The 18399-nt window shown below is 43.3% G+C and carries 16 protein-coding genes; 15 read left to right on the top strand and 1 reads right to left on the bottom strand.

Annotation, left to right across the window (positions count from 1 at the left end):
* Window positions 1–16: 16 nt before the first annotated feature.
* From LQ216_RS16520 to deoC, 12 genes are all read left to right on the top strand, one after another.
* A complete protein-coding gene (locus LQ216_RS16520; RefSeq protein ID WP_230130563.1) occupies window positions 17–1216 on the top strand; it encodes a stage II sporulation protein P in 1200 nt (399 codons plus the stop codon).
* Between the two features lie 24 nt (window positions 1217–1240).
* Window positions 1241–1576: a YqxA family protein gene (locus LQ216_RS16515; protein WP_230130562.1), complete on the top strand. Its 336-nt coding sequence runs from the start codon at window positions 1241–1243 to the stop codon at window positions 1574–1576.
* 465 nt (window positions 1577–2041) lie between these two features.
* Entirely contained in the window at window positions 2042–3877 is a 1836-nt protein-coding gene (gene lepA, locus LQ216_RS16510) for a translation elongation factor 4 (RefSeq protein ID WP_230130561.1), read from the top strand.
* 80 nt (window positions 3878–3957) lie between these two features.
* A complete protein-coding gene (hemW, locus tag LQ216_RS16505) occupies window positions 3958–5097 on the top strand; it encodes a radical SAM family heme chaperone HemW (RefSeq protein WP_230130560.1) in 1140 nt (379 codons plus the stop codon).
* 85 nt (window positions 5098–5182) lie between these two features.
* On the top strand, window positions 5183–6214 hold the full coding sequence (gene hrcA / locus LQ216_RS16500; protein WP_230130559.1) for a heat-inducible transcriptional repressor HrcA: 1032 nt from the start codon (window positions 5183–5185) through the stop codon (window positions 6212–6214).
* 56 nt (window positions 6215–6270) lie between these two features.
* Complete coding sequence (gene grpE / locus LQ216_RS16495) at window positions 6271–6819, top strand: nucleotide exchange factor GrpE (RefSeq protein WP_230130558.1); 549 nt, start codon at window positions 6271–6273, stop codon at window positions 6817–6819.
* A gap of 36 nt (window positions 6820–6855) precedes the next feature.
* Window positions 6856–8679, top strand: a complete 1824-nt coding sequence (dnaK, locus tag LQ216_RS16490) for a molecular chaperone DnaK (protein ID WP_230130557.1) — start codon at window positions 6856–6858, stop codon at window positions 8677–8679.
* A 1245-nt stretch (window positions 8680–9924) separates the two neighbouring features.
* Window positions 9925–11052: a molecular chaperone DnaJ gene (gene dnaJ / locus LQ216_RS16485; RefSeq protein ID WP_230130556.1), complete on the top strand. Its 1128-nt coding sequence runs from the start codon at window positions 9925–9927 to the stop codon at window positions 11050–11052.
* Window positions 11053–11072: 20 nt separating this feature from the next.
* Window positions 11073–12011 carry a 50S ribosomal protein L11 methyltransferase gene (gene prmA, locus LQ216_RS16480; protein ID WP_230130555.1) on the top strand — a complete coding sequence of 313 codons (939 nt, stop codon included), beginning with the start codon at window positions 11073–11075 and terminating at the stop codon, window positions 12009–12011.
* A 203-nt stretch (window positions 12012–12214) separates the two neighbouring features.
* The gene (locus LQ216_RS16475; protein ID WP_230130554.1) at window positions 12215–12967 is read left to right on the top strand and encodes a 16S rRNA (uracil(1498)-N(3))-methyltransferase; all 753 of its coding nucleotides are present in this window, start codon (window positions 12215–12217) and stop codon (window positions 12965–12967) included.
* A gap of 5 nt (window positions 12968–12972) precedes the next feature.
* Window positions 12973–14322 carry a tRNA (N(6)-L-threonylcarbamoyladenosine(37)-C(2))-methylthiotransferase MtaB gene (gene mtaB / locus LQ216_RS16470; RefSeq protein ID WP_230130553.1) on the top strand — a complete coding sequence of 450 codons (1350 nt, stop codon included), beginning with the start codon at window positions 12973–12975 and terminating at the stop codon, window positions 14320–14322.
* Between the two features lie 171 nt (window positions 14323–14493).
* A complete protein-coding gene (gene deoC, locus LQ216_RS16465) occupies window positions 14494–15165 on the top strand; it encodes a deoxyribose-phosphate aldolase (RefSeq protein ID WP_230130552.1) in 672 nt (223 codons plus the stop codon).
* Between the two features lie 32 nt (window positions 15166–15197).
* Here deoC and LQ216_RS16460 read toward each other — a convergent pair whose 3' ends face one another.
* Window positions 15198–16127 carry a Na/Pi symporter gene (locus LQ216_RS16460; RefSeq protein WP_230130551.1) on the bottom strand — a complete coding sequence of 310 codons (930 nt, stop codon included), beginning with the start codon at window positions 16125–16127 and terminating at the stop codon, window positions 15198–15200.
* Window positions 16128–16294: 167 nt separating this feature from the next.
* On the opposite strand from LQ216_RS16460, the gene rpsU reads away from it, so the two are divergent.
* From rpsU to LQ216_RS16445, 3 genes are all read left to right on the top strand, one after another.
* Window positions 16295–16468: a 30S ribosomal protein S21 gene (gene rpsU / locus LQ216_RS16455; RefSeq protein ID WP_230130550.1), complete on the top strand. Its 174-nt coding sequence runs from the start codon at window positions 16295–16297 to the stop codon at window positions 16466–16468.
* Between the two features lie 15 nt (window positions 16469–16483).
* Window positions 16484–16930: a GatB/YqeY domain-containing protein gene (locus tag LQ216_RS16450; RefSeq protein WP_230130549.1), complete on the top strand. Its 447-nt coding sequence runs from the start codon at window positions 16484–16486 to the stop codon at window positions 16928–16930.
* 152 nt (window positions 16931–17082) lie between these two features.
* A complete protein-coding gene (locus tag LQ216_RS16445) occupies window positions 17083–18393 on the top strand; it encodes a nodulation protein NfeD (protein ID WP_354959211.1) in 1311 nt (436 codons plus the stop codon).
* Window positions 18394–18399: the final 6 nt, after the last annotated feature.

Below are 18399 nucleotides of genomic sequence, written 5' to 3'. Positions count from 1 at the left end.
TAGAAAGGGTGGAAGGATGAGGAGAAACCGCAACGCAGGAATAATCGCAGTAGTCAATGGTTCAGTGATTGTGAAGGGTTTTCTATCGATTCTCGCATCGCTACTTTTATTTTTTTCCTTGAGTGGAATATTAACGTCGCTGAGACCTGAATATAGAATTTCTTCTCAATCGGTTCATACGGTTACAAATCAGTTTTCGGGAAAGCTGTTATATACATTGCTCGCCAATGAAAACCATCATTTTTTTCAGGTGGTGCCTGAAGGGAAAACCTCCACCGGATTTACTCGGCAAATATTAAAGATGTCAGCCAATATATCATTAGACGACCCGCGAAGCCTTCTTGGCAGGGAGCTGCCGGGATTCTCGATTTTTGACAGTGAAATAATCGTCGCGGGCGAAGGCACGAATTATACGAATATGCCGATAGAATCAGCTCCACCCGATCATTTGTTACAAAAGGAGAAAGATGCGGCCTTGCAAAATGTTGAAAAGCTTGAAGAAGATGAGAAACAGGATAATGATTCTCCAGCGGTCTCAACAAATGGCAAGAAGGTCGTCCATATTTATCATTCGCATAACCGGGAGTCTTTTTTGCCGTATTTAAAGGGTGTGAAAAACCCTAATCATGCTCAGCATTCGAAAATTAACATTACCAAGCTTGGAGAACGAATGTCGCAGGATCTATTGGATAAGGGCATTGGCTCATCGGTTGATCAAAGTGATATCATGGCCAGATTAACTGAAAAAGGATTAAAATATCCGAGGTCATACCAGGAATCAAGAGGGTTAGTCGAAGCAGTTATGGCTTCGAATAAGGATCTTGAATACTTCATTGATATTCACCGGGATTCAAGACGAAAAAAAGATACGATCATTTCGATAAAAGGAAAGAGTTATGCAAAAATGGCTTTCGTCATTGGTGGCAAAAATCCTAATTCCGAAAAGAATCTCGCGCTTGCCAATAAACTGCACAAGACATTAGAAAAAAAATATCCGGGTCTGTCAAGGGGAATTATTCAACATAATAAATCCGGGTATAATAGCGTCTATAATCAGGATTTATCCGGAAATGCGATGTTGCTTGAGATAGGCGGAGTCGATAACACATTTGAAGAAATGTACTTGACCACTGCCGCTTTTGCAGATGTGTTTAGTGAGTTTTATTGGGATGCTGAGGAAGTCAGCAATTCAACGGGAAAATCAGAGGCTCAGTAAAAGATCGGGAAGGAGTACCCCATAATGGTTCGATTTTCACTTAAATGCTTAGGCATTGTACTGATTTTATTTTTCGGGATTTTGGTTGGGATGCAGCATGCAAATCAAGGTATGAAGAACATGAAAGGCTATGATGACCCAGCAATGAGCAGTGCCTTTGCCGTAAAGGAATCGAATCAGGGGGACATGGAAGCCGCGATTCTTGGCCAAAAGGTAACGAGCCATGATTTGGAGAAAAAGAAAGAGAAGCTTGAAGAAATGAAGGCCTTCAACTTTTTCTCCTCCATCGGCAAAAAGCTGTCAGAAGTTATTTCAGCGGGGTTTCAAGCATTAGTTCAGAAGCTTACTTCGTTGATATGATTGTTTTGCTGTGAATAGGATGTTTCCGATGTTTTGGAGATGTCACATCTATCGGTGAATTCCGAGATATGTTACTGAATTTTAGGTAGGCCTGAAATCTGAGAATACTTTGGGAAATTGAGATATGCTCGAAATCTGAGATATATGACCGGAATATTAGATATATGCCCTAAATCTGAGATATATGCCCGGAATCCGAGATATATGCCGAAATGTGAGATATGACCGAAACTTGAATATCACCGAAATTCGGGATATCACCGAAATCTGATATAAATCACCGGAATCCGAGATATCACCGAAATTCAAAATATATCACCGAAATCAGAGATATATCACCGAACCCAAAATATCACCGATACCTCCATTTTAAAAGCAAGCATCCAATGCTTGCTTTTACTTATGATTGAATCTTGCGTATCGTACTGCTATAATCAAAAATAGTGCATTGTAGGAGTGAACGGTATGAATAGAGAAGAAAAAATAAAGAGGCAATCAAGAATTCGTAACTTTTCCATTATCGCTCACATTGACCATGGGAAATCCACTCTGGCCGATCGTATTTTAGAAAAGACGAACGCCCTGGCTCAACGCGAAATGAAGAGCCAGTTGTTGGATTCTATGGATCTGGAGCGCGAACGTGGGATTACGATTAAATTAAATGCGGTTCAATTGAAATATAAAGCGAAGGATGGGGAAGAGTATACTTTCCATCTCATTGACACACCGGGACACGTGGATTTCACGTACGAGGTATCCCGAAGCTTGGCTGCCTGTGAAGGTGCGATTCTGGTCGTTGATGCGGCCCAGGGAATTGAAGCCCAAACGCTTGCAAACGTGTATCTTGCTCTCGATAATAATTTGGAGATCCTTCCAATCATTAACAAAATCGATTTACCGAGCGCGGATCCTGAGCGGGTTCGGGCTGAAATTGAAGATGTAATTGGTCTTGATGCATCCGAAGCCGTACTGGCATCCGCGAAAGCGGGGATCGGAATCGAAGAAATTCTCGAACAGATAGTCGAAAAAGTTCCACCTCCTGAAGGAGATCCGGAAGCACCTTTAAAAGCGCTGATTTTCGATTCTTTTTATGATGCCTACCGGGGAGTTGTCGCGTATATCCGTGTAATGGAAGGCTCCGTGAAGGCGGGCGATAAAATCAGGATGATGGCTACTGGCAAGGAATTTGAAGTCCTTGAAGTTGGCGTGCATACACCAAAGGAAATGAGCGTTGATGAACTCACTGTCGGGGATGTAGGATTTTTGACAGCTGCCATTAAAAACGTCGGAGATACACGCGTCGGTGATACGATCACAAACGCCAAGGGTGGGGCTGTAGAAGCGCTGCCGGGTTACCGAAAACTTAACCCAATGGTATACTGCGGTTTGTATCCAATCGATGCTTCCAAATTTAACGATTTGCGTGAAGCGCTCGAAAAGCTTGAACTCAATGACGCCGCGCTTCAATTTGAACCGGAATCATCCCAGGCGCTTGGTTTCGGTTTCCGCTGCGGTTTCCTTGGTCTTCTTCATATGGAAATTATTCAGGAACGTATCGAGCGGGAATTCAATATCGATTTGATTACGACTGCACCGAGCGTTATCTACGATGTCATCATGACTGATGGAACTCAGCTGAAGGTGGATAATCCGGCTAATATGCCGAATCAACAAAAAATAGATCGAGTTGAAGAGCCATACGTAAAGGCGACGATGATGGCGCCGAATGACTATGTCGGCTCAATCATGGAGCTTTGTCAGGATAAACGGGGAATCTTCATTGATATGCAGTATATGGATGAAACACGGGTTAGCATTGTTTATGAAATCCCGCTATCAGAAGTTGTCTATGATTTCTTCGACCAGTTGAAGTCCAATACAAAGGGATATGCCTCCTTTGACTATGAACTAATTGGCTACAAGCCTTCCAAGCTTGTTAAAATGGAAATCCTTTTAAATGCTGAAACAGTGGATGCTTTAAGCTTTATTGTTCATAATGACTTTGCTTATGAACGCGGAAAGATCATTGTTGAGAAGCTTAAGAAATTAATCCCAAAACAGCATTTCGAAGTGCCGATTCAGGCGGCAATTGGGCAAAAAATCGTCGCCCGTTCCACAATCAGCGCGATGCGTAAGAACGTGCTTGCTAAATGTTACGGTGGAGATATTTCCCGTAAACGAAAGCTTCTTGAAAAGCAAAAAGCAGGTAAAAAGCGCATGAAGCAAGTGGGTTCTGTAGAAGTGCCACAGGAAGCCTTCATGGCTGTTTTGAAAATGGACGATACAACACCGAAAAAATAAATGCGACAGGGAGGTTAGAATTATCGTTATCCGATAGCTAGCCTCTTTTTCTGTCTGCTAACTATAAGGTTGTGTGATAAATGATACAAAGTGCGTACATTCATATCCCGTTTTGTGAGCATATTTGCCACTATTGCGATTTTAATAAAGTATTTTTGCAAGGACAGCCCGTTGATCAGTATTTGACGATGATGAAAAAAGAAATGCAGCTATCCCTTGGAAAATATCCGCAGCAGGAGCTGAAAACGATTTTTGTCGGAGGCGGAACACCGACCTCATTGAATGAGCAACAGTTGGAATTTCTTTGTCAATCAATAAGCGATACCTTGCCATTTGGCGAGTCTACCGAATATACCTTTGAAGCGAATCCGGGAGATCTGTCAGAAGAGAAACTCTCGATACTGTACAACGCGGGAGTAAACCGATTGAGCTTCGGAGTCCAGAGTTTTAACGATGAGCTGTTGAAGAGAATCGGGAGAACCCACCGGGCAGCAGATGTATATGAAACCATTGAAAAAGCACAAAAAATCGGCTTTACGAACATTAGCATTGATTTGATCTACGGTCTGCCGGGCCAAACAATGGCTGATTTTACGGACACGCTTGACAAGGCGCTTGAACTGGATTTGCCGCATTTTTCGGGGTATTCCTTAATCGTCGAACCGAAAACCGTCTTTTATAATCTGATGCAAAAAGGGAAATTGCAATTGCCGCCACAGGAACTTGAAGCCAGCATGTACGAAACGTTAATGGAACGGATGGAGAGTGGCGGGTGGCATCAATATGAAATCTCAAATTTTGCGAAACCAGGCTTTGAAAGCCGCCATAACCTGACCTACTGGAACAATGAGGAATATTTCGGCTTTGGTGCCGGTGCTCATGGCTATGTTTCGGAAAGAAGAGTCGCCAATCATGGGCCGTTAAAAAAATATATGACACCTCTTATGGAAGGGGAGTTGCCTCTTCTTGAAGATCATCTGGTCCCGAAGGCAGAAAAAATGGAGGAAGAAATGTTCCTCGGGTTAAGGAAAACCGATGGGGTGTCTTTTTCTGGATTTAAAAAGAAGTTTTCTGTTGAAATGAACGAGATTTTTGCGAAAGCACTCGAAGAGCAATTAAAAAATGAATTAATTGAAATGACAAACGGTTCTGTACGCCTAACGAAGCGGGGCCGGTTGCTCGGAAACGAAGTGTTTCAATCCTTTTTAGGAATAATCTAAACCGTTGACATCACTATCGTCATTTGATAATTTATTAATAGTATTAGCACTCGCTTAAATAGAGTGCTAACAGAGGTGATGAAATATGTTGAGTGAACGACAGTTGTTAATACTTCAGGTCATTATCGATGAGTTTATAAAAGATGCCCAGCCTGTTGGATCAAGAAGTCTGTCGAAAAAGGATGAAATCACCTTTAGCTCGGCAACAATCCGCAATGAAATGTCAGATCTTGAAGAGCTTGGGTTCATTGTCAAGACCCATACATCTTCCGGTCGAGTTCCTTCAGAACAGGGATATAGATATTATGTGGACCATTTGCTGTCACCGCAACGATTAAAGTTTAATGATATGCAGATGTTAAAATCCGTTTTTGCGGAACGCATTTACGAGCTTGAGAAAATCGTCCAGAAATCAGCGAAAATTCTTTCTGAATTAACGAACTATACAGCGATTGCCCTGGGGCCAAAAGTTAATGACAACAAACTCAGGAAAATCCAAATCGTTCCGATAAGCAAGGAAGCAGCGATCGCGATCATTGTTACAGATAGCGGGCATGTTGAAAATAAAATGTTTTCACTACCGCCTTCTTTTGATGTGAATGAAATTGAAAAGATGGCGAATATTTTGAATGAACGCCTTGCCGGTGTACCGCTGGTGGAACTGAAGGACAAGATATATAAAGAAGTTATTGTGCTCCTGCGGCAGCATGTTCAAAACTATGACGCAATCATCGCTTCGTTTTCTGATACGTTGAATATTTCGATGCATGAGAAACTGTTCTTTGGCGGTAAGACGAATATGCTGAGCCAACCTGAATTCCATGATATTGATAAAGTGAAAACACTGTTATCGATGATTGAACAGGAAGATGGTATATATGATTTAATCAAGCACAATCCTGCCGGAATACATGTTAAAATTGGCCGTGAAAATAACAATACGGCCCTTGAAGACTGCAGTTTGATTACGGCAACATATTCCGTTGGTTCAGAGCAGGTTGGCACGATCGCGCTCCTTGGGCCTACCAGGATGGAGTATTCCCGGGTAATCAGCCTATTGGAATATTTTACAAACGATCTAACGGAGTTGCTTACAAGGCTGTATCAAAAACAGTAGCAAAGGCAATATTGTTATTATTTGATGAGCGCTTTTCTTTTAGGGAGGTGATAGTAGTGACTGAAGATAAGAAGACAGAAGACTTAGTTGAAAACGAAGCTGCCGAAGCGGAGGAGATTTTTGCTGAGGACGATGCAACTGAAGAAGAATCCTCAGAATCGAGAATTAAAGAACTTGAAGCAAAAATTGAAGAAATGGACAACCGTTACCTTCGATTACAGGCAGATTTTGATAATTCTAGACGCCGTTCCAATATGGAAATGGAGGCGGCGCGAAAATATAGATCTCAAAGCTTGGCGACAGACTTATTACAGGCTCTGGATAATTTCGAGAGAGCGATTCAAGTTGAGGCTGACAACGAGCAAACCAAATCGTTGCTTCAGGGAATGGATATGGTTTATAAAGGATTAGTAGATGCATTGAAAAAAGAAGGCATTGAAGCGATTGAAGCTGTTGGGAAAGAGTTCGATCCACATTTACACCAAGCAGTTATGCAGGTGAAGGACGAGAGTTTTGGTTCCAATATCGTCGTTGAAGAGTTCCAAAAAGGATACATGCTTCACGACCGTGTCATCCGTCCTGCCATGGTGAAAGTGAACGAATAATTTTCTACATAAAATATATTGGAGGTAAGGAATTAGATGAGTAAGATTATCGGTATTGACTTAGGTACAACTAACTCCTGTGTAGCTGTATTAGAAGGCGGAGAGCCAAAAGTAATTCCAAATCCGGAAGGAAACCGCACCACTCCTTCTGTCGTTGCATTCAAGAATGGCGAAAGACAAGTTGGGGAAGTTGCGAAGCGTCAGGCCATCACAAATCCAAATACGATCATTTCAATCAAACGTCATATGGGTACAAACCATAAAGAAACGATTGAAGGTAAAGATTATTCTCCACAAGAAGTCTCTGCCATCATTCTTCAGTATTTAAAATCGTATGCTGAGGAATACCTTGGCGAAGAAGTGACAAAAGCAGTTATCACTGTACCTGCATACTTTAATGATGCTGAACGTCAGGCAACTAAGGATGCTGGCCAAATTGCCGGTTTAGAAGTAGAGCGTATCATTAACGAACCGACGGCTGCAGCACTTGCGTATGGCTTGGATAAAACCGATGAAGACCAGACTATTCTTGTATTCGACCTTGGCGGCGGAACATTTGACGTTTCCATAATGGAGCTTGGCGACGGGGTATTCGAAGTAAAAGCTACAGCCGGTGATAACAAGCTTGGCGGTGACGATTTTGACCAGGTCATCATTGATTATCTGATTGCTGAATTTAAGAAAGAAAACGGCATTGATCTTGCAAAAGACAAAATGGCCTTGCAGCGTTTGAAAGATGCTGCTGAAAAAGCGAAAAAAGATCTTTCCGGTGTAGCTTCCACTCAGATTTCCTTACCGTTCATCACTGCTGGTGAAGCAGGTCCATTGCATATGGACATTACTTTATCAAGAGCGAAATTCGATGAAATTTCTGCAGGATTGGTAGAACGCACAATGGGGCCAACTCGCCAGGCGTTAAAAGATGCTGGCATTTCACCTTCCGAACTCGATAAAATTATCCTTGTCGGTGGTTCTACTCGTATTCCGGCCGTTCAGGAAGCGATCCGCAAAGAAACTGGAAAAGAGCCGCATAAAGGCGTAAACCCTGATGAAGTAGTTGCAATGGGTGCTTCCATCCAGGGCGGTGTGTTAACTGGAGACGTTAAAGATGTAGTCCTTCTTGACGTCACACCTCTGTCACTCGGAATTGAAACAATGGGTCAGGTTTTCACAAAGCTGATCGATCGCAATACAACAATACCTACAAGCAAATCACAGGTATTCTCTACCGCGGCTGATAACCAGACAGCAGTTGATATCCATGTGCTTCAAGGGGAACGCCCGATGGCAACGGATAACAAAACACTTGGCCGCTTCCAGTTGAGCGACATTCCGCCAGCTCCGCGCGGTGTCCCACAAGTTGAAGTAACCTTTGATATCGACAAAAACGGTATCGTAAATGTTCGTGCTAAAGATCTTGGCACAAACAAAGAGCAGACAATCACCATCAAATCTTCATCAGGCCTTTCGGATGACGAGATCGACCGCATGGTTCGTGAAGCGGAAGAAAATGCTGAAGCAGATAAGTCGCGTAAAGAAGAAGTGGAACTCCGCAACGAAGCAGATCAGCTAGTCTTTACAACTGAAAAGACTTTGAAGGATCTTGAAGGCAAAGTGGATGAAGCCGAAGTAACGAAAGCAAACGAAGCGAAGGAAGCGCTGAAAACTGCAATCGAATCAAATGATATCAATGAGATTCGCGAAAAGAAAGACGCGCTTAACGAAATCGTTCAAAACCTGACTGTCAAGCTTTATGAAGAAGCTGCCAAAGCTCAAGCTGGCGACGAGGCTGGCCAGGATAACGATGACAATGTCGTTGATGCTGAATATACTGAAGTAAATGATGATGATAAGAAATAAAGTTCAGCTGTTTTAGGAAAAGTCAAAGTCAGGAATTCTTGGCTTTGGCTTTTTTCTTTAAGTTTATACTGAGACTGGGCGGGGCTCCCCCCTGCGTGGTAAGAGTTCGATTGCGGTATCTTTGATTTTTAGTGTAATTTTCCGTTCGGGATTTCTGCTCGATGATCAGGATTTCTGCTCGATAATCAGGATTTGTGCTCGATGATCAGAATTTGTGCTCGATGATCAGGATTTCTGCTCGATAATCAGGATTTCTGCTCGATAATCGGGATTTGTGCTCGATGATCAGAATTTGTGCTCGATAATCAGGATTTCTGCTCGATAATCAGAATTTGTGCTCGATAATCAGGATTTGTGCTCGATGATCAGGATTTCTGCTCGATAATCGGGATTTGTGCTCGATGATCAGATTTTGTGCTCGATAATCAGGATTTCTGCTCGATGATCAGAATTCGTGCTCAATAATTAGGATTTGTGCTCGATATTCAGAATTTGTGCTCGATGATCAGATTTTGTGCTCGATAATCAGAATTTGTGCTCGATAATCAGGATTTGTGCTCGATGATCAGGATTTCTGCTCGATAATCAGAATTTGTGCTCGATGATCAGGATTTGTGCTCGATAATCGGGATTTGTGCTCGATGATCAGAATTTGTGCTCGATAATCAGGATTTGTGCTCGATGATCAGAATTTGTGCTCGATAATCGGGATTTGTGCTCGATGATCAGAATTTGTGCTCGATGATCAGAATTTGTGTTCGATAAGCAGGATTTGTGCTCGATGATCAGAATTTGTGCTCGATAATCAGGATTTCTGCTCGATAATCAGAATTTGTGCTCGATAATTAGGATTTGTGCTCGATGATCAGAATTTGTGCTCGATAATCAGGATTTCTGCTCGATGATCAGAATTTCTGCTCGATAAGCAGGATTTATGCTCGATAATCAGAATTTGTGCTCGATAAGCAGGATTTGTGCTCGATGATCAGAATTTGTGCTCGATAATCAGGATTTGTGCTCGATAATCAAAATTTACGAGCGATGCTCAGGATTTAGCGAGCGATAATCAAAATGTCTGCAGCGGGAGTTACCCCCTTTTTTAGGAAAAATCTGATTTCGCTGTAAATTTGATTTTTCATCACTGAAATGAATGTTTGAATGTGACGTTCCATTATTTATTGCGTTTTAACTTTAAAAAATGATAGAATTATCTTTATGTGAAAAGGATCGGGAGTGGATTTAGCAATGAGTAAACGCGATTATTATGAAGTGCTGGGTGTGTCAAAGAGCGCTTCAAAAGACGAAGTGAAAAAGGCGTATCGTAAGCTTTCCAAACAGTATCATCCTGACATCAACAAGGCAGCTGATGCAGATGAGAAATTCAAAGAAATATCCGAAGCGTATGAAGTATTAAGCGATGATCAAAAGAAAGCCCATTTTGATCAATTTGGCCATACCGATCCGAATCAAGGATTTGGAGGCGGCCAGGATTTCGGCGGCGGGTTTGGTGGCTTTGAGGATATCTTCAGTACGTTCTTTGGCGGAGGCGGGGGAAGAAGAAGGGATCCAAATGCCCCTCGTCAGGGTTCGGATTTGCAGTATACGATGTCTGTTTCTTTTGAGGAAGCATTCTCTGGTAAACAGACTGAAATTGAAATACCTCGTGAGGAGAACTGTGATACTTGTAAAGGAACAGGCGCTAAGCCGGGTACGAAAGTAAACACATGCTCACATTGTCACGGAACCGGTCAGTTGAGCGTGGAACAAAATACACCGCTTGGGCGCATTGTTAACAGAAGACCGTGTCATCATTGTCAAGGAACAGGGAAAATCATCCCTGAAAAATGTTCAACATGCCGTGGATCCGGAAAAGTTCAAAAGCGCAAAAAAATTCAGGTCACTGTACCGGCCGGAATCGATGATGGCCAACAGCTGCGGGTATCCGGGCAAGGGGAAGCGGGTATCAACGGCGGACCGTCAGGGGATTTATATGTGGTGTTCCATGTTCGTCCACATGAGTTCTTCGAACGAGATGGCGACGACATATACTGTGAAATGCCGCTTACGTTTGTCCAGTCCGCTCTTGGCGATGAGATTGAAGTGCCGACGCTCCATGGCAAAGTCAAACTGAAGATCCCGGCAGGCACTCAGACAGGAACGAGATTCCGTCTGAGAGGAAAAGGTATGCCGAATGTGAGAGGCTATGGCCAGGGGGATCAACATGTCGTCATTCTATTGTTGACGCCAAAGAAACTGACGGAAAGACAAAAAGAGCTGCTTCGGGAATTCACGGAAATAAGCGGTCAAGAAGCTCCCGATGAGCATGAAGAAAGCTTCTTCGCTAAAGTGAAACGGGCGATTAAAGGTGATTAATAGAAACAGGAGTGGTAGAGATGAAATGGTCTGAAATTGCGATCCATACGACGAACGAAGCGGTTGAGCCCGTCTCCAATATATTGCACGAGGCGGGTGCAAGCGGAGTTGTCATTGAAGACCCCCAAGAATTGCTTAAAGAACGTGAAGACGTTTTTGGAGAAATCTATCAGCTTAATCCTGCAGACTACCCGGAAGAAGGAGTTATCGTTAAGGCCTATTTGTCCGTAAATAGCTTTCTTGGAGAAACGGTGGACGCCATCAAGGAAGCGATCAATAATCTGCTTTTATTTGATATCGACCTTGGAAGGAATTCCGTTTCGATTAGCGAAGTGAATGAAGAGGAATGGGCGACAGCCTGGAAAAAATACTATAATCCCGTGAAAATCTCTGAGCGGTTCACCATCGTGCCGACATGGGAAAACTATGAGCCGGTTTCTAGTGATGAGCTGATTATTGAGCTGGACCCTGGAATGGCTTTCGGTACTGGTACGCATCCGACTACCGTTATGTGCATTCAGGCTTTGGAGCGAACCGTAAAACCAGGTGATACCGTAGTCGATGTCGGGACCGGATCCGGGGTGCTTAGCATTGCGGCCGCACTGCTCCAGGCACAGCGTGTCACAGCTCTAGATCTTGATGAGGTAGCTGTGGCCTCTGCTAAGATAAATGTGAAGCTGAATAAAGTACAGGACCTAGTTTCAGTTTCGCAGAACAACTTATTGGACGGGGTGAGTGCTGCGGCTGATGTTGTCGTTGCCAATATTCTAGCCGAGGTGATTGTCCGTTTTACGGATGATGTCGCGAAGGTTGTGAAGCCGGGCGGATATTTCATTGCTTCAGGCATTATCCAGCCAAAAAAACAGGAAGTGAAGGATGCGCTTATTGCATCGGGATTTGTGATTGAGGAGACGATGCATATGGAAGACTGGGTTGCTTTGATTGCAAGAAGGAAGTAATAATGCTGTTAATCCAGGATTGCCATCCATACTGTTTAAATCACCAGATCTTTCGTTCAAATGACGGGACTTTTCGTTCAAATTACCTTTTTCGTTTGAATCCCGTCCGTTTAAATCATTGTTTCTATCACTCGAATTGTATTGTCAAGGGCCCCATTTAAAACGAGGGAAACAAGCAAATATTCCAAAAAGTGGGTGTCGACGTGCAGCGTTATTTTTTGCCGGAAGGTGATTTTCAGGATAACTCGATAAGAATTTCAGGTGAGGATTACCATCATATTACAAGGGTAATGCGGATGGAGCCTGGCGAACGAATGATCTGTGTGACAAATAATGGACAGGCTGCGCTCTGCGAGATAACAGAAATTGCTAGTGATTCCGTAATAGGAACCGTTATAGAATGGAAGAATGATGATAAGGAGTTGCCGGTAAAGGTAACGATTGTGAGCGGTCTGCCTAAAGGGGATAAGTTAGAATATATCATTCAAAAAGGGACGGAATTAGGCGCATCCCAATTTATCCCTTTTATTGCGGCTCGTTCAGTGGTCAAATGGGATCAGAAAAAATCAGCCAAAAAACAAGAACGTCTTCAGAAAATCGCCAAAGAGGCGGCCGAACAATCGCATCGGAATGTTATGCCTGACGTTACCGAGCCAAAAACATTGGAAAGTCTGCTTCAACTCGCAGGCGGCTTTGACTATAAGCTGATAGCTTTTGAGGAAGAAGCGAAAAAAGGGGAAACAGCAGTCCTTGCATCCGTCTTGCAGAAGATTAAACCGGGCCAATCACTTATGTTTGTTTTCGGACCAGAAGGCGGACTAGCGCAAAATGAAATTGATAAGCTCATGGAAGCGGGCTTTAAAGCCTGCGGACTTGGACCTAGAATATTACGGACGGAAACAGCTCCGCTTTATGCATTGAGCGCTGTTTCCTACCAATTAGAACTACTGAGGTGATCACAATGGCAAATGTAGCTTTCCATACGCTAGGCTGTAAAGTAAACCATTATGAAACAGAAGCTATCTGGCAGCTATTCAAAAATCAAGGATATGACCGAGTTGAGTATGAATCCGTTGCGGATGTTTATGTAATCAATACGTGTACCGTAACAAATACCGGGGATAAGAAGAGCCGCCAGGTTATCCGCCGAGCGATCCGCAAAAACCCGGATGCTGTTATTGCGGTCACCGGTTGTTATGCTCAAACGTCCCCTGCCGAAATCATGGCGATTCCCGGGGTGGATATTGTTGTCGGTACCCAGGACCGGACGAAAATGCTAGAGTATATTGAGCAATATAAAGAAGAGCGCCAGCCAATCAACGGTGTAGGCAATATTATGAAGACCCGTGTCTATGAAGAGCTGGATGTTCCGGTCTTCACTGACCGTACACGTGCTTCATTAAAGATTCAGGAAGGCTGTAATAACTTTTGCACGTTTTGTATTATCCCATGGGCGCGCGGATTAATGAGATCACGCGACCCGAAGGAAGTCATCCGCCAGGCTCAGCAGCTTGTCGATGCAGGCTACAAAGAAATTGTTTTGACTGGAATTCATACGGGCGGTTATGGCGAGGATATAAAAGACTATAATCTGGCTATGCTTTTACGTGATCTGGAAGAACAGGTTGACGGATTGAAGCGCATCCGGATTTCCTCCATCGAAGCGAGCCAGATTTCAGACGAAGTCATTGAAGTACTGGCTCATTCTGAAAAGGTTGTCCGCCACCTTCATATCCCGATTCAATCCGGATCGGATACCGTCTTAAAACGGATGAGAAGAAAGTATACGATGGAATTCTTCGCGGACCGGATAAACAAGCTTAAAGCGGCTCTGCCTGGTCTAGCGATTACATCTGATGTGATTGTCGGCTTCCCTGGCGAAACAGAAGAAGAATTCATGGAAACGTTTAATTTCATCAATGAGCATAAGTTTTCCGAGCTTCATGTTTTTCCATATTCGAAGCGCACCGGAACGCCTGCGGCCAGAATGGATGATCAGGTTGATGAAGAAGTGAAGAACGAACGTGTACACCGTTTAATCGCTCTTTCCGATCAGCTCGCAAAAGAATATTCATCCAAGTTTGACGGGGAAGTCCTTGAAGTGATTCCGGAAGAACGTTTTAGTGAGGCTCCTCCGGAAAGCGACCTATACGTTGGTTATACCGACAACTACTTAAAGGTCGTATTCCCGGCCAATGAAGCAATGATTGGCGAAATCGTCAAGGTGAAAATTACTAAAGCAGGTTACCCTTATAATCAGGGGCAATTCGTAACAATCGTCAAAGATTTGCAGACGGCTGTCAACGTATAAAAAGCTTTGCATAGGCAACGGTCAAATAAAATGCACCCAAAGTATTAGGGCATTTTAAAAGCCGGTTGCCTTTTTATAGACATAAACTTCCTCAAAAAGGTAAATAACTAATTTTATTACCAAAAACATGTTATGATAAAGAGGTACGTACAACTGAAAGGGGAAATGAAAATGGTTCAAAATGTAGCTGGTATTATCGACCACACTTTATTGAAAGCGGATGCCACAAAAGATCAAATTAAAGTTCTTTGTGAAGAAGCGAGAGAGTATAAATTTGCCTCAGTATGCGTGAACCCGACGTGGGTGAAGTATGCGAGCGAGTTGCTTCAAGGATCAGATGTGAAAGTCTGTACCGTAATCGGGTTCCCTTTAGGAGCTAACACGCCAGAGACCAAAGCGTTCGAAGTAAAAAATGCGATTGAAAACGGTGCCGAGGAAGTAGATATGGTCATCAATATCGGTGCGCTTAAAGATAAAGATGATGCGCTTGTCGAAAGAGATATCCGCGCTGTCGTTGAAGCGGCAAAAGGAAAAGCACTGACAAAAGTAATCATTGAAACTTCCCTACTAACGGAAGAAGAAAAAGTCCGTGCCTGCAGTCTTTCTGTAAAAGCGGGTTCTGACTATGTGAAAACGTCAACAGGTTTTTCAACAGGCGGTGCGACACCTGAAGACGTCACGCTTATGAGAAAGACTGTCGGCCCTGAAATTGGCGTTAAAGCTTCAGGGGGAGTCCGAAACACAGAAGATGCCAATAAAATCATCGAAGCAGGAGCATCAAGGATCGGCGCGAGTGCTGGTGTTTCGATTGTAAAAGGATTAACGGCTAATTCAGATTATTAAGATTAACGCCGGCTCTTGCTGCCGGCGTTTTTTCATGCTTTTAAACGCTTGTGAACGATAAGGATAAATCTCGCAAACTGCCTGGAAAAAGGCAGGACAATGATAGACGTGATAACATTGAACAAAACACTGGCGTGTGCCAATTGTTTCGCTTTATCTTCGGTAAAGTAAGCTGCCGAACCTTCCAGCTGATGGATGAGCGGAAAAAATAAGAAAACGCCAAGAACATTGAGCCAAATATGGGCGTATGCGGTGAATTTGGCTTCCTCACCCGAACCGAGGCTTGCCATATATCCGGTGATGCACGTGCCGATATTGGAACCAAGCATGATTGCAATCGCCGCGTACACGGACAATTCATCACTTGATAGGAAACTCATCGAAATTCCAATCGTAGCGGAACTCGAATGAATAATCGCAGTAACGGCTATACCCGTTAATACAGCGAGCAGTGTATATTGTTCCATACTATGTAACAGGTTTTGGATGAAAGGAAAAGCGGAAATCGGCCCTGCCATCTGCTTGAATCCATTCATGGCCGCAAAAATAGCACTAAGACCGATTATCGATGTCCCGATGCTTTTGCAGACAACCTTTGGGACGAGCCACAATAGAGCCCCTCCGACTACTCCGGGAACGATCCATCTTTCAACGGAAAACGTCATGAATTCGGTAGTTAAGGTAGAACCGACGTTAGAGCCCAGTATGATCCCGATGGTTTGCGGAAACGTCAGGCTCCCCGCTGAAACAAGGCCGACTGTCATCACCATAACGGCTGAGCTGCTTTGGAGGAGCCCTGTGATCAATGCTCCGAAGATAAAGCCTTTCATAGGCGTGTTTGTGACCTTGGAGAGGAACGCAGTCATTGATTTCCCGGATAAATTAAATAAACCTATGCGCAGAACGGCCATGCCAGCTAAAAACACACATATATATATAACAAAGAGAATAAGCTCAATCATCAACATTCCCCCTGTCTTATCATATGGACACGGAGACGGGGACATGTCTGATTTAAAATGATAATATAGTTGACCTGTATTAATGCTTATATTATAATTGCTAGGTACATGTGACAGCATGTTGTAAACTTTGAGTAAGTGTGTTGTTTTCGGAGGGAGGGAAAGAGATGTCTAAAACCGTCGTTCGTAAAAACGAATCGATTGAAGATGCTCTTCGTCGTTTCAAACGTACCGTATCTAAAGCTGGATCGCTTCAAGAAGCAAGGAAGCGCGAGTTTTATGAAAAACCAAGTGTAAAGCGCAAGAAAAAGTCTGAGGCAGCAAGAAAACGTAAATTCTAAGAGAGGGTTGAATTCATGAGTCTTCTCGAGCGTTTAAATAATGATATGAAGCAAGCGATGAAGAACAAGGAAAAGGATAAACTCTCTGTGATCCGTATGGTGAAGGCTGCTCTCCAAAACGAAGGCATTAAAGCCGGAAAACAGGATTTAACTGAAGAGGAAGAATTGACAGTGCTCTCTCGCGAAGTAAAACAACGCAAAGATTCCCTCCAAGAGTTTGAAAATGCAGGAAGAGTCGATCTCGTTGATAAAATCCGTACCGAATTAGGCTACGTTGAGGCATATATGCCGGAACAGCTTTCAGAAGAGGAACTTACCACCATCGTTAAGCAAACGATTGAAGAAGTGAATGCATCCTCGAAAGCTGATATAGGAAGAGTTATGGGAGCCTTAATGCCTAAAGTAAAGGGCAAGGCTGATGGTACCGTCGTCAACAAATTAGTACAACAACATCTATCATAAGCTCGAAACCTAAACCGTAGGCAAGTTACATTGCTTGCGGTTTTTTACTTAATCAATTTCACTTGTAATCTTTTTACAAGGGACTGAAACCTTTTTGTAATACATACGTATTAAGAATATAGAATGGTAAAATTGAGAAAGGAGGAATCTCCTTGCGCATTTGGCAATCAACAGCAGTATTTATCCTGCTCATGCTCGCCGTCATGATTATGCCTGATCACTCATCAGCTAAAAATGAACTCGTGTATGTCGTGCCAATAGAAGAAACAGTGGAAAAGGGACTGCATGCTTTTTTAACCAGGGCGCTTGAAACCGCTGAGGAAAATAATGCGGATCTTGTCGTATTTGATATTAATACCCCTGGCGGAGCGGTTGATGCAGCCGGTGAAATTGGTAAGCTTCTCAGTGATACTCCCGTTAAAACAGTGGCCTTTGTGAATAATCGTGCCCTTTCCGCAGGGGCTTATATTTCTTTGAATGCCGATGAGATTTATATGGTTCCAAACGCGACGATGGGTTCAGCTGCGGTCATTGATGGAGCGGGGAACATGGCGGATAAGAAAGCGCAATCGTATTGGGTAGCTGCCATGGAGACGGCGGCCGAGCAAAATGGACGTGATCCATTGTATGCCCGGGCTATGACCGAGGAGGGTGTTAATCTACCTGAATATGAGGCAGAAGATGGCAAGCTATTGACATTAACCGCTACGTCCGCTGAAAAGGTAGGCTATAGCGAAGGAACGGTCTCGTCGATATCAGCCCTGGTTACAGAGATGGGAATGGAAGACGCTGAAATCAGATCCGTTGATGAAACCTTTTCCGAAAAATTGGCGCGTTTTTTAACCAATCCATTCGTGGTACCGCTGCTGTTGACAATTGCGAGTATTGCCATCATCATTGAATTGTTCACACCCGGATTCGGGATTGCAGGCATCATAGGGATAACCGCTTTTGTATTGTTCTTTTATGGACATCTCGTCGCAGGGCTTGCAGGTTATGAAGCAATTGGATTGTTTGTTATCGGTATCATATTGATTATGCTGGAATTTATTGTTCCCGGTGGTATTATCGGGGCACTCGGGTTGCTGGCTGTGGTAGGAAGCTTGTTTATGGCAACAGGAGACCCTGTTAACATGACGATATCACTATTGATTGCTCTAATAGCATCCATTCTGGTTTCTATCCTATTCGTAAAGGTGTTTGGTAGGAAAATGAAATTTTTTAAAAAGATGATATTAACTGACTCGACGAATACTGAAAATGGCTATGTTTCCAATCATAATCGATTGGAGCTGGTTGGGAAGCAAGGTGAGACCTTGACGGATTTAAGGCCGTCGGGGACAGTATTAATTGATGATGAACGTGTGGATGTAGTGACGGAAGGAAGCTTTATCCATAAAGGTGCTTTGGTAAAGATTATTAAGACTGAAGGAGCACGCATCGTCGTTAGAGAATTGAAATAACTTTTG

It is taken from the genome of Bacillus sp. CECT 9360 (assembly GCF_918741275.1).
Taxonomy (GTDB): domain Bacteria; phylum Bacillota; class Bacilli; order Bacillales; family DSM-1321; genus Peribacillus.
The sequence above is the reverse complement of the archived record's forward strand: the minus strand, read 5'-3'. Positions and strand labels throughout refer to the sequence as shown.

What these genes read in the sequence shown, in the direction of transcription:
- LQ216_RS16520 (WP_230130563.1), top strand. Translation starts at nt 17, where the DNA reads ATGAGGAGAAACCGCAACGCAGGAATAATCGCAGTAGTCAATGGTTCA.
- LQ216_RS16515 (WP_230130562.1), top strand. Translation starts at nt 1,241, where the DNA reads ATGGTTCGATTTTCACTTAAATGCTTAGGCATTGTACTGATTTTATTT.
- lepA (WP_230130561.1), top strand. Translation starts at nt 2,042, where the DNA reads ATGAATAGAGAAGAAAAAATAAAGAGGCAATCAAGAATTCGTAACTTT.
- hemW (WP_230130560.1), top strand. Translation starts at nt 3,958, where the DNA reads ATGATACAAAGTGCGTACATTCATATCCCGTTTTGTGAGCATATTTGC.
- hrcA (WP_230130559.1), top strand. Translation starts at nt 5,183, where the DNA reads ATGTTGAGTGAACGACAGTTGTTAATACTTCAGGTCATTATCGATGAG.
- dnaK (WP_230130557.1), top strand. Translation starts at nt 6,856, where the DNA reads ATGAGTAAGATTATCGGTATTGACTTAGGTACAACTAACTCCTGTGTA.
- dnaJ (WP_230130556.1), top strand. Translation starts at nt 9,925, where the DNA reads ATGAGTAAACGCGATTATTATGAAGTGCTGGGTGTGTCAAAGAGCGCT.
- prmA (WP_230130555.1), top strand. Translation starts at nt 11,073, where the DNA reads ATGAAATGGTCTGAAATTGCGATCCATACGACGAACGAAGCGGTTGAG.
- mtaB (WP_230130553.1), top strand. Translation starts at nt 12,973, where the DNA reads ATGGCAAATGTAGCTTTCCATACGCTAGGCTGTAAAGTAAACCATTAT.
- deoC (WP_230130552.1), top strand. Translation starts at nt 14,494, where the DNA reads ATGGTTCAAAATGTAGCTGGTATTATCGACCACACTTTATTGAAAGCG.
- LQ216_RS16460 (WP_230130551.1), bottom strand. Translation starts at nt 16,127, where the DNA reads ATGATTGAGCTTATTCTCTTTGTTATATATATATGTGTGTTTTTAGCT.
- rpsU (WP_230130550.1), top strand. Translation starts at nt 16,295, where the DNA reads ATGTCTAAAACCGTCGTTCGTAAAAACGAATCGATTGAAGATGCTCTT.
- LQ216_RS16450 (WP_230130549.1), top strand. Translation starts at nt 16,484, where the DNA reads ATGAGTCTTCTCGAGCGTTTAAATAATGATATGAAGCAAGCGATGAAG.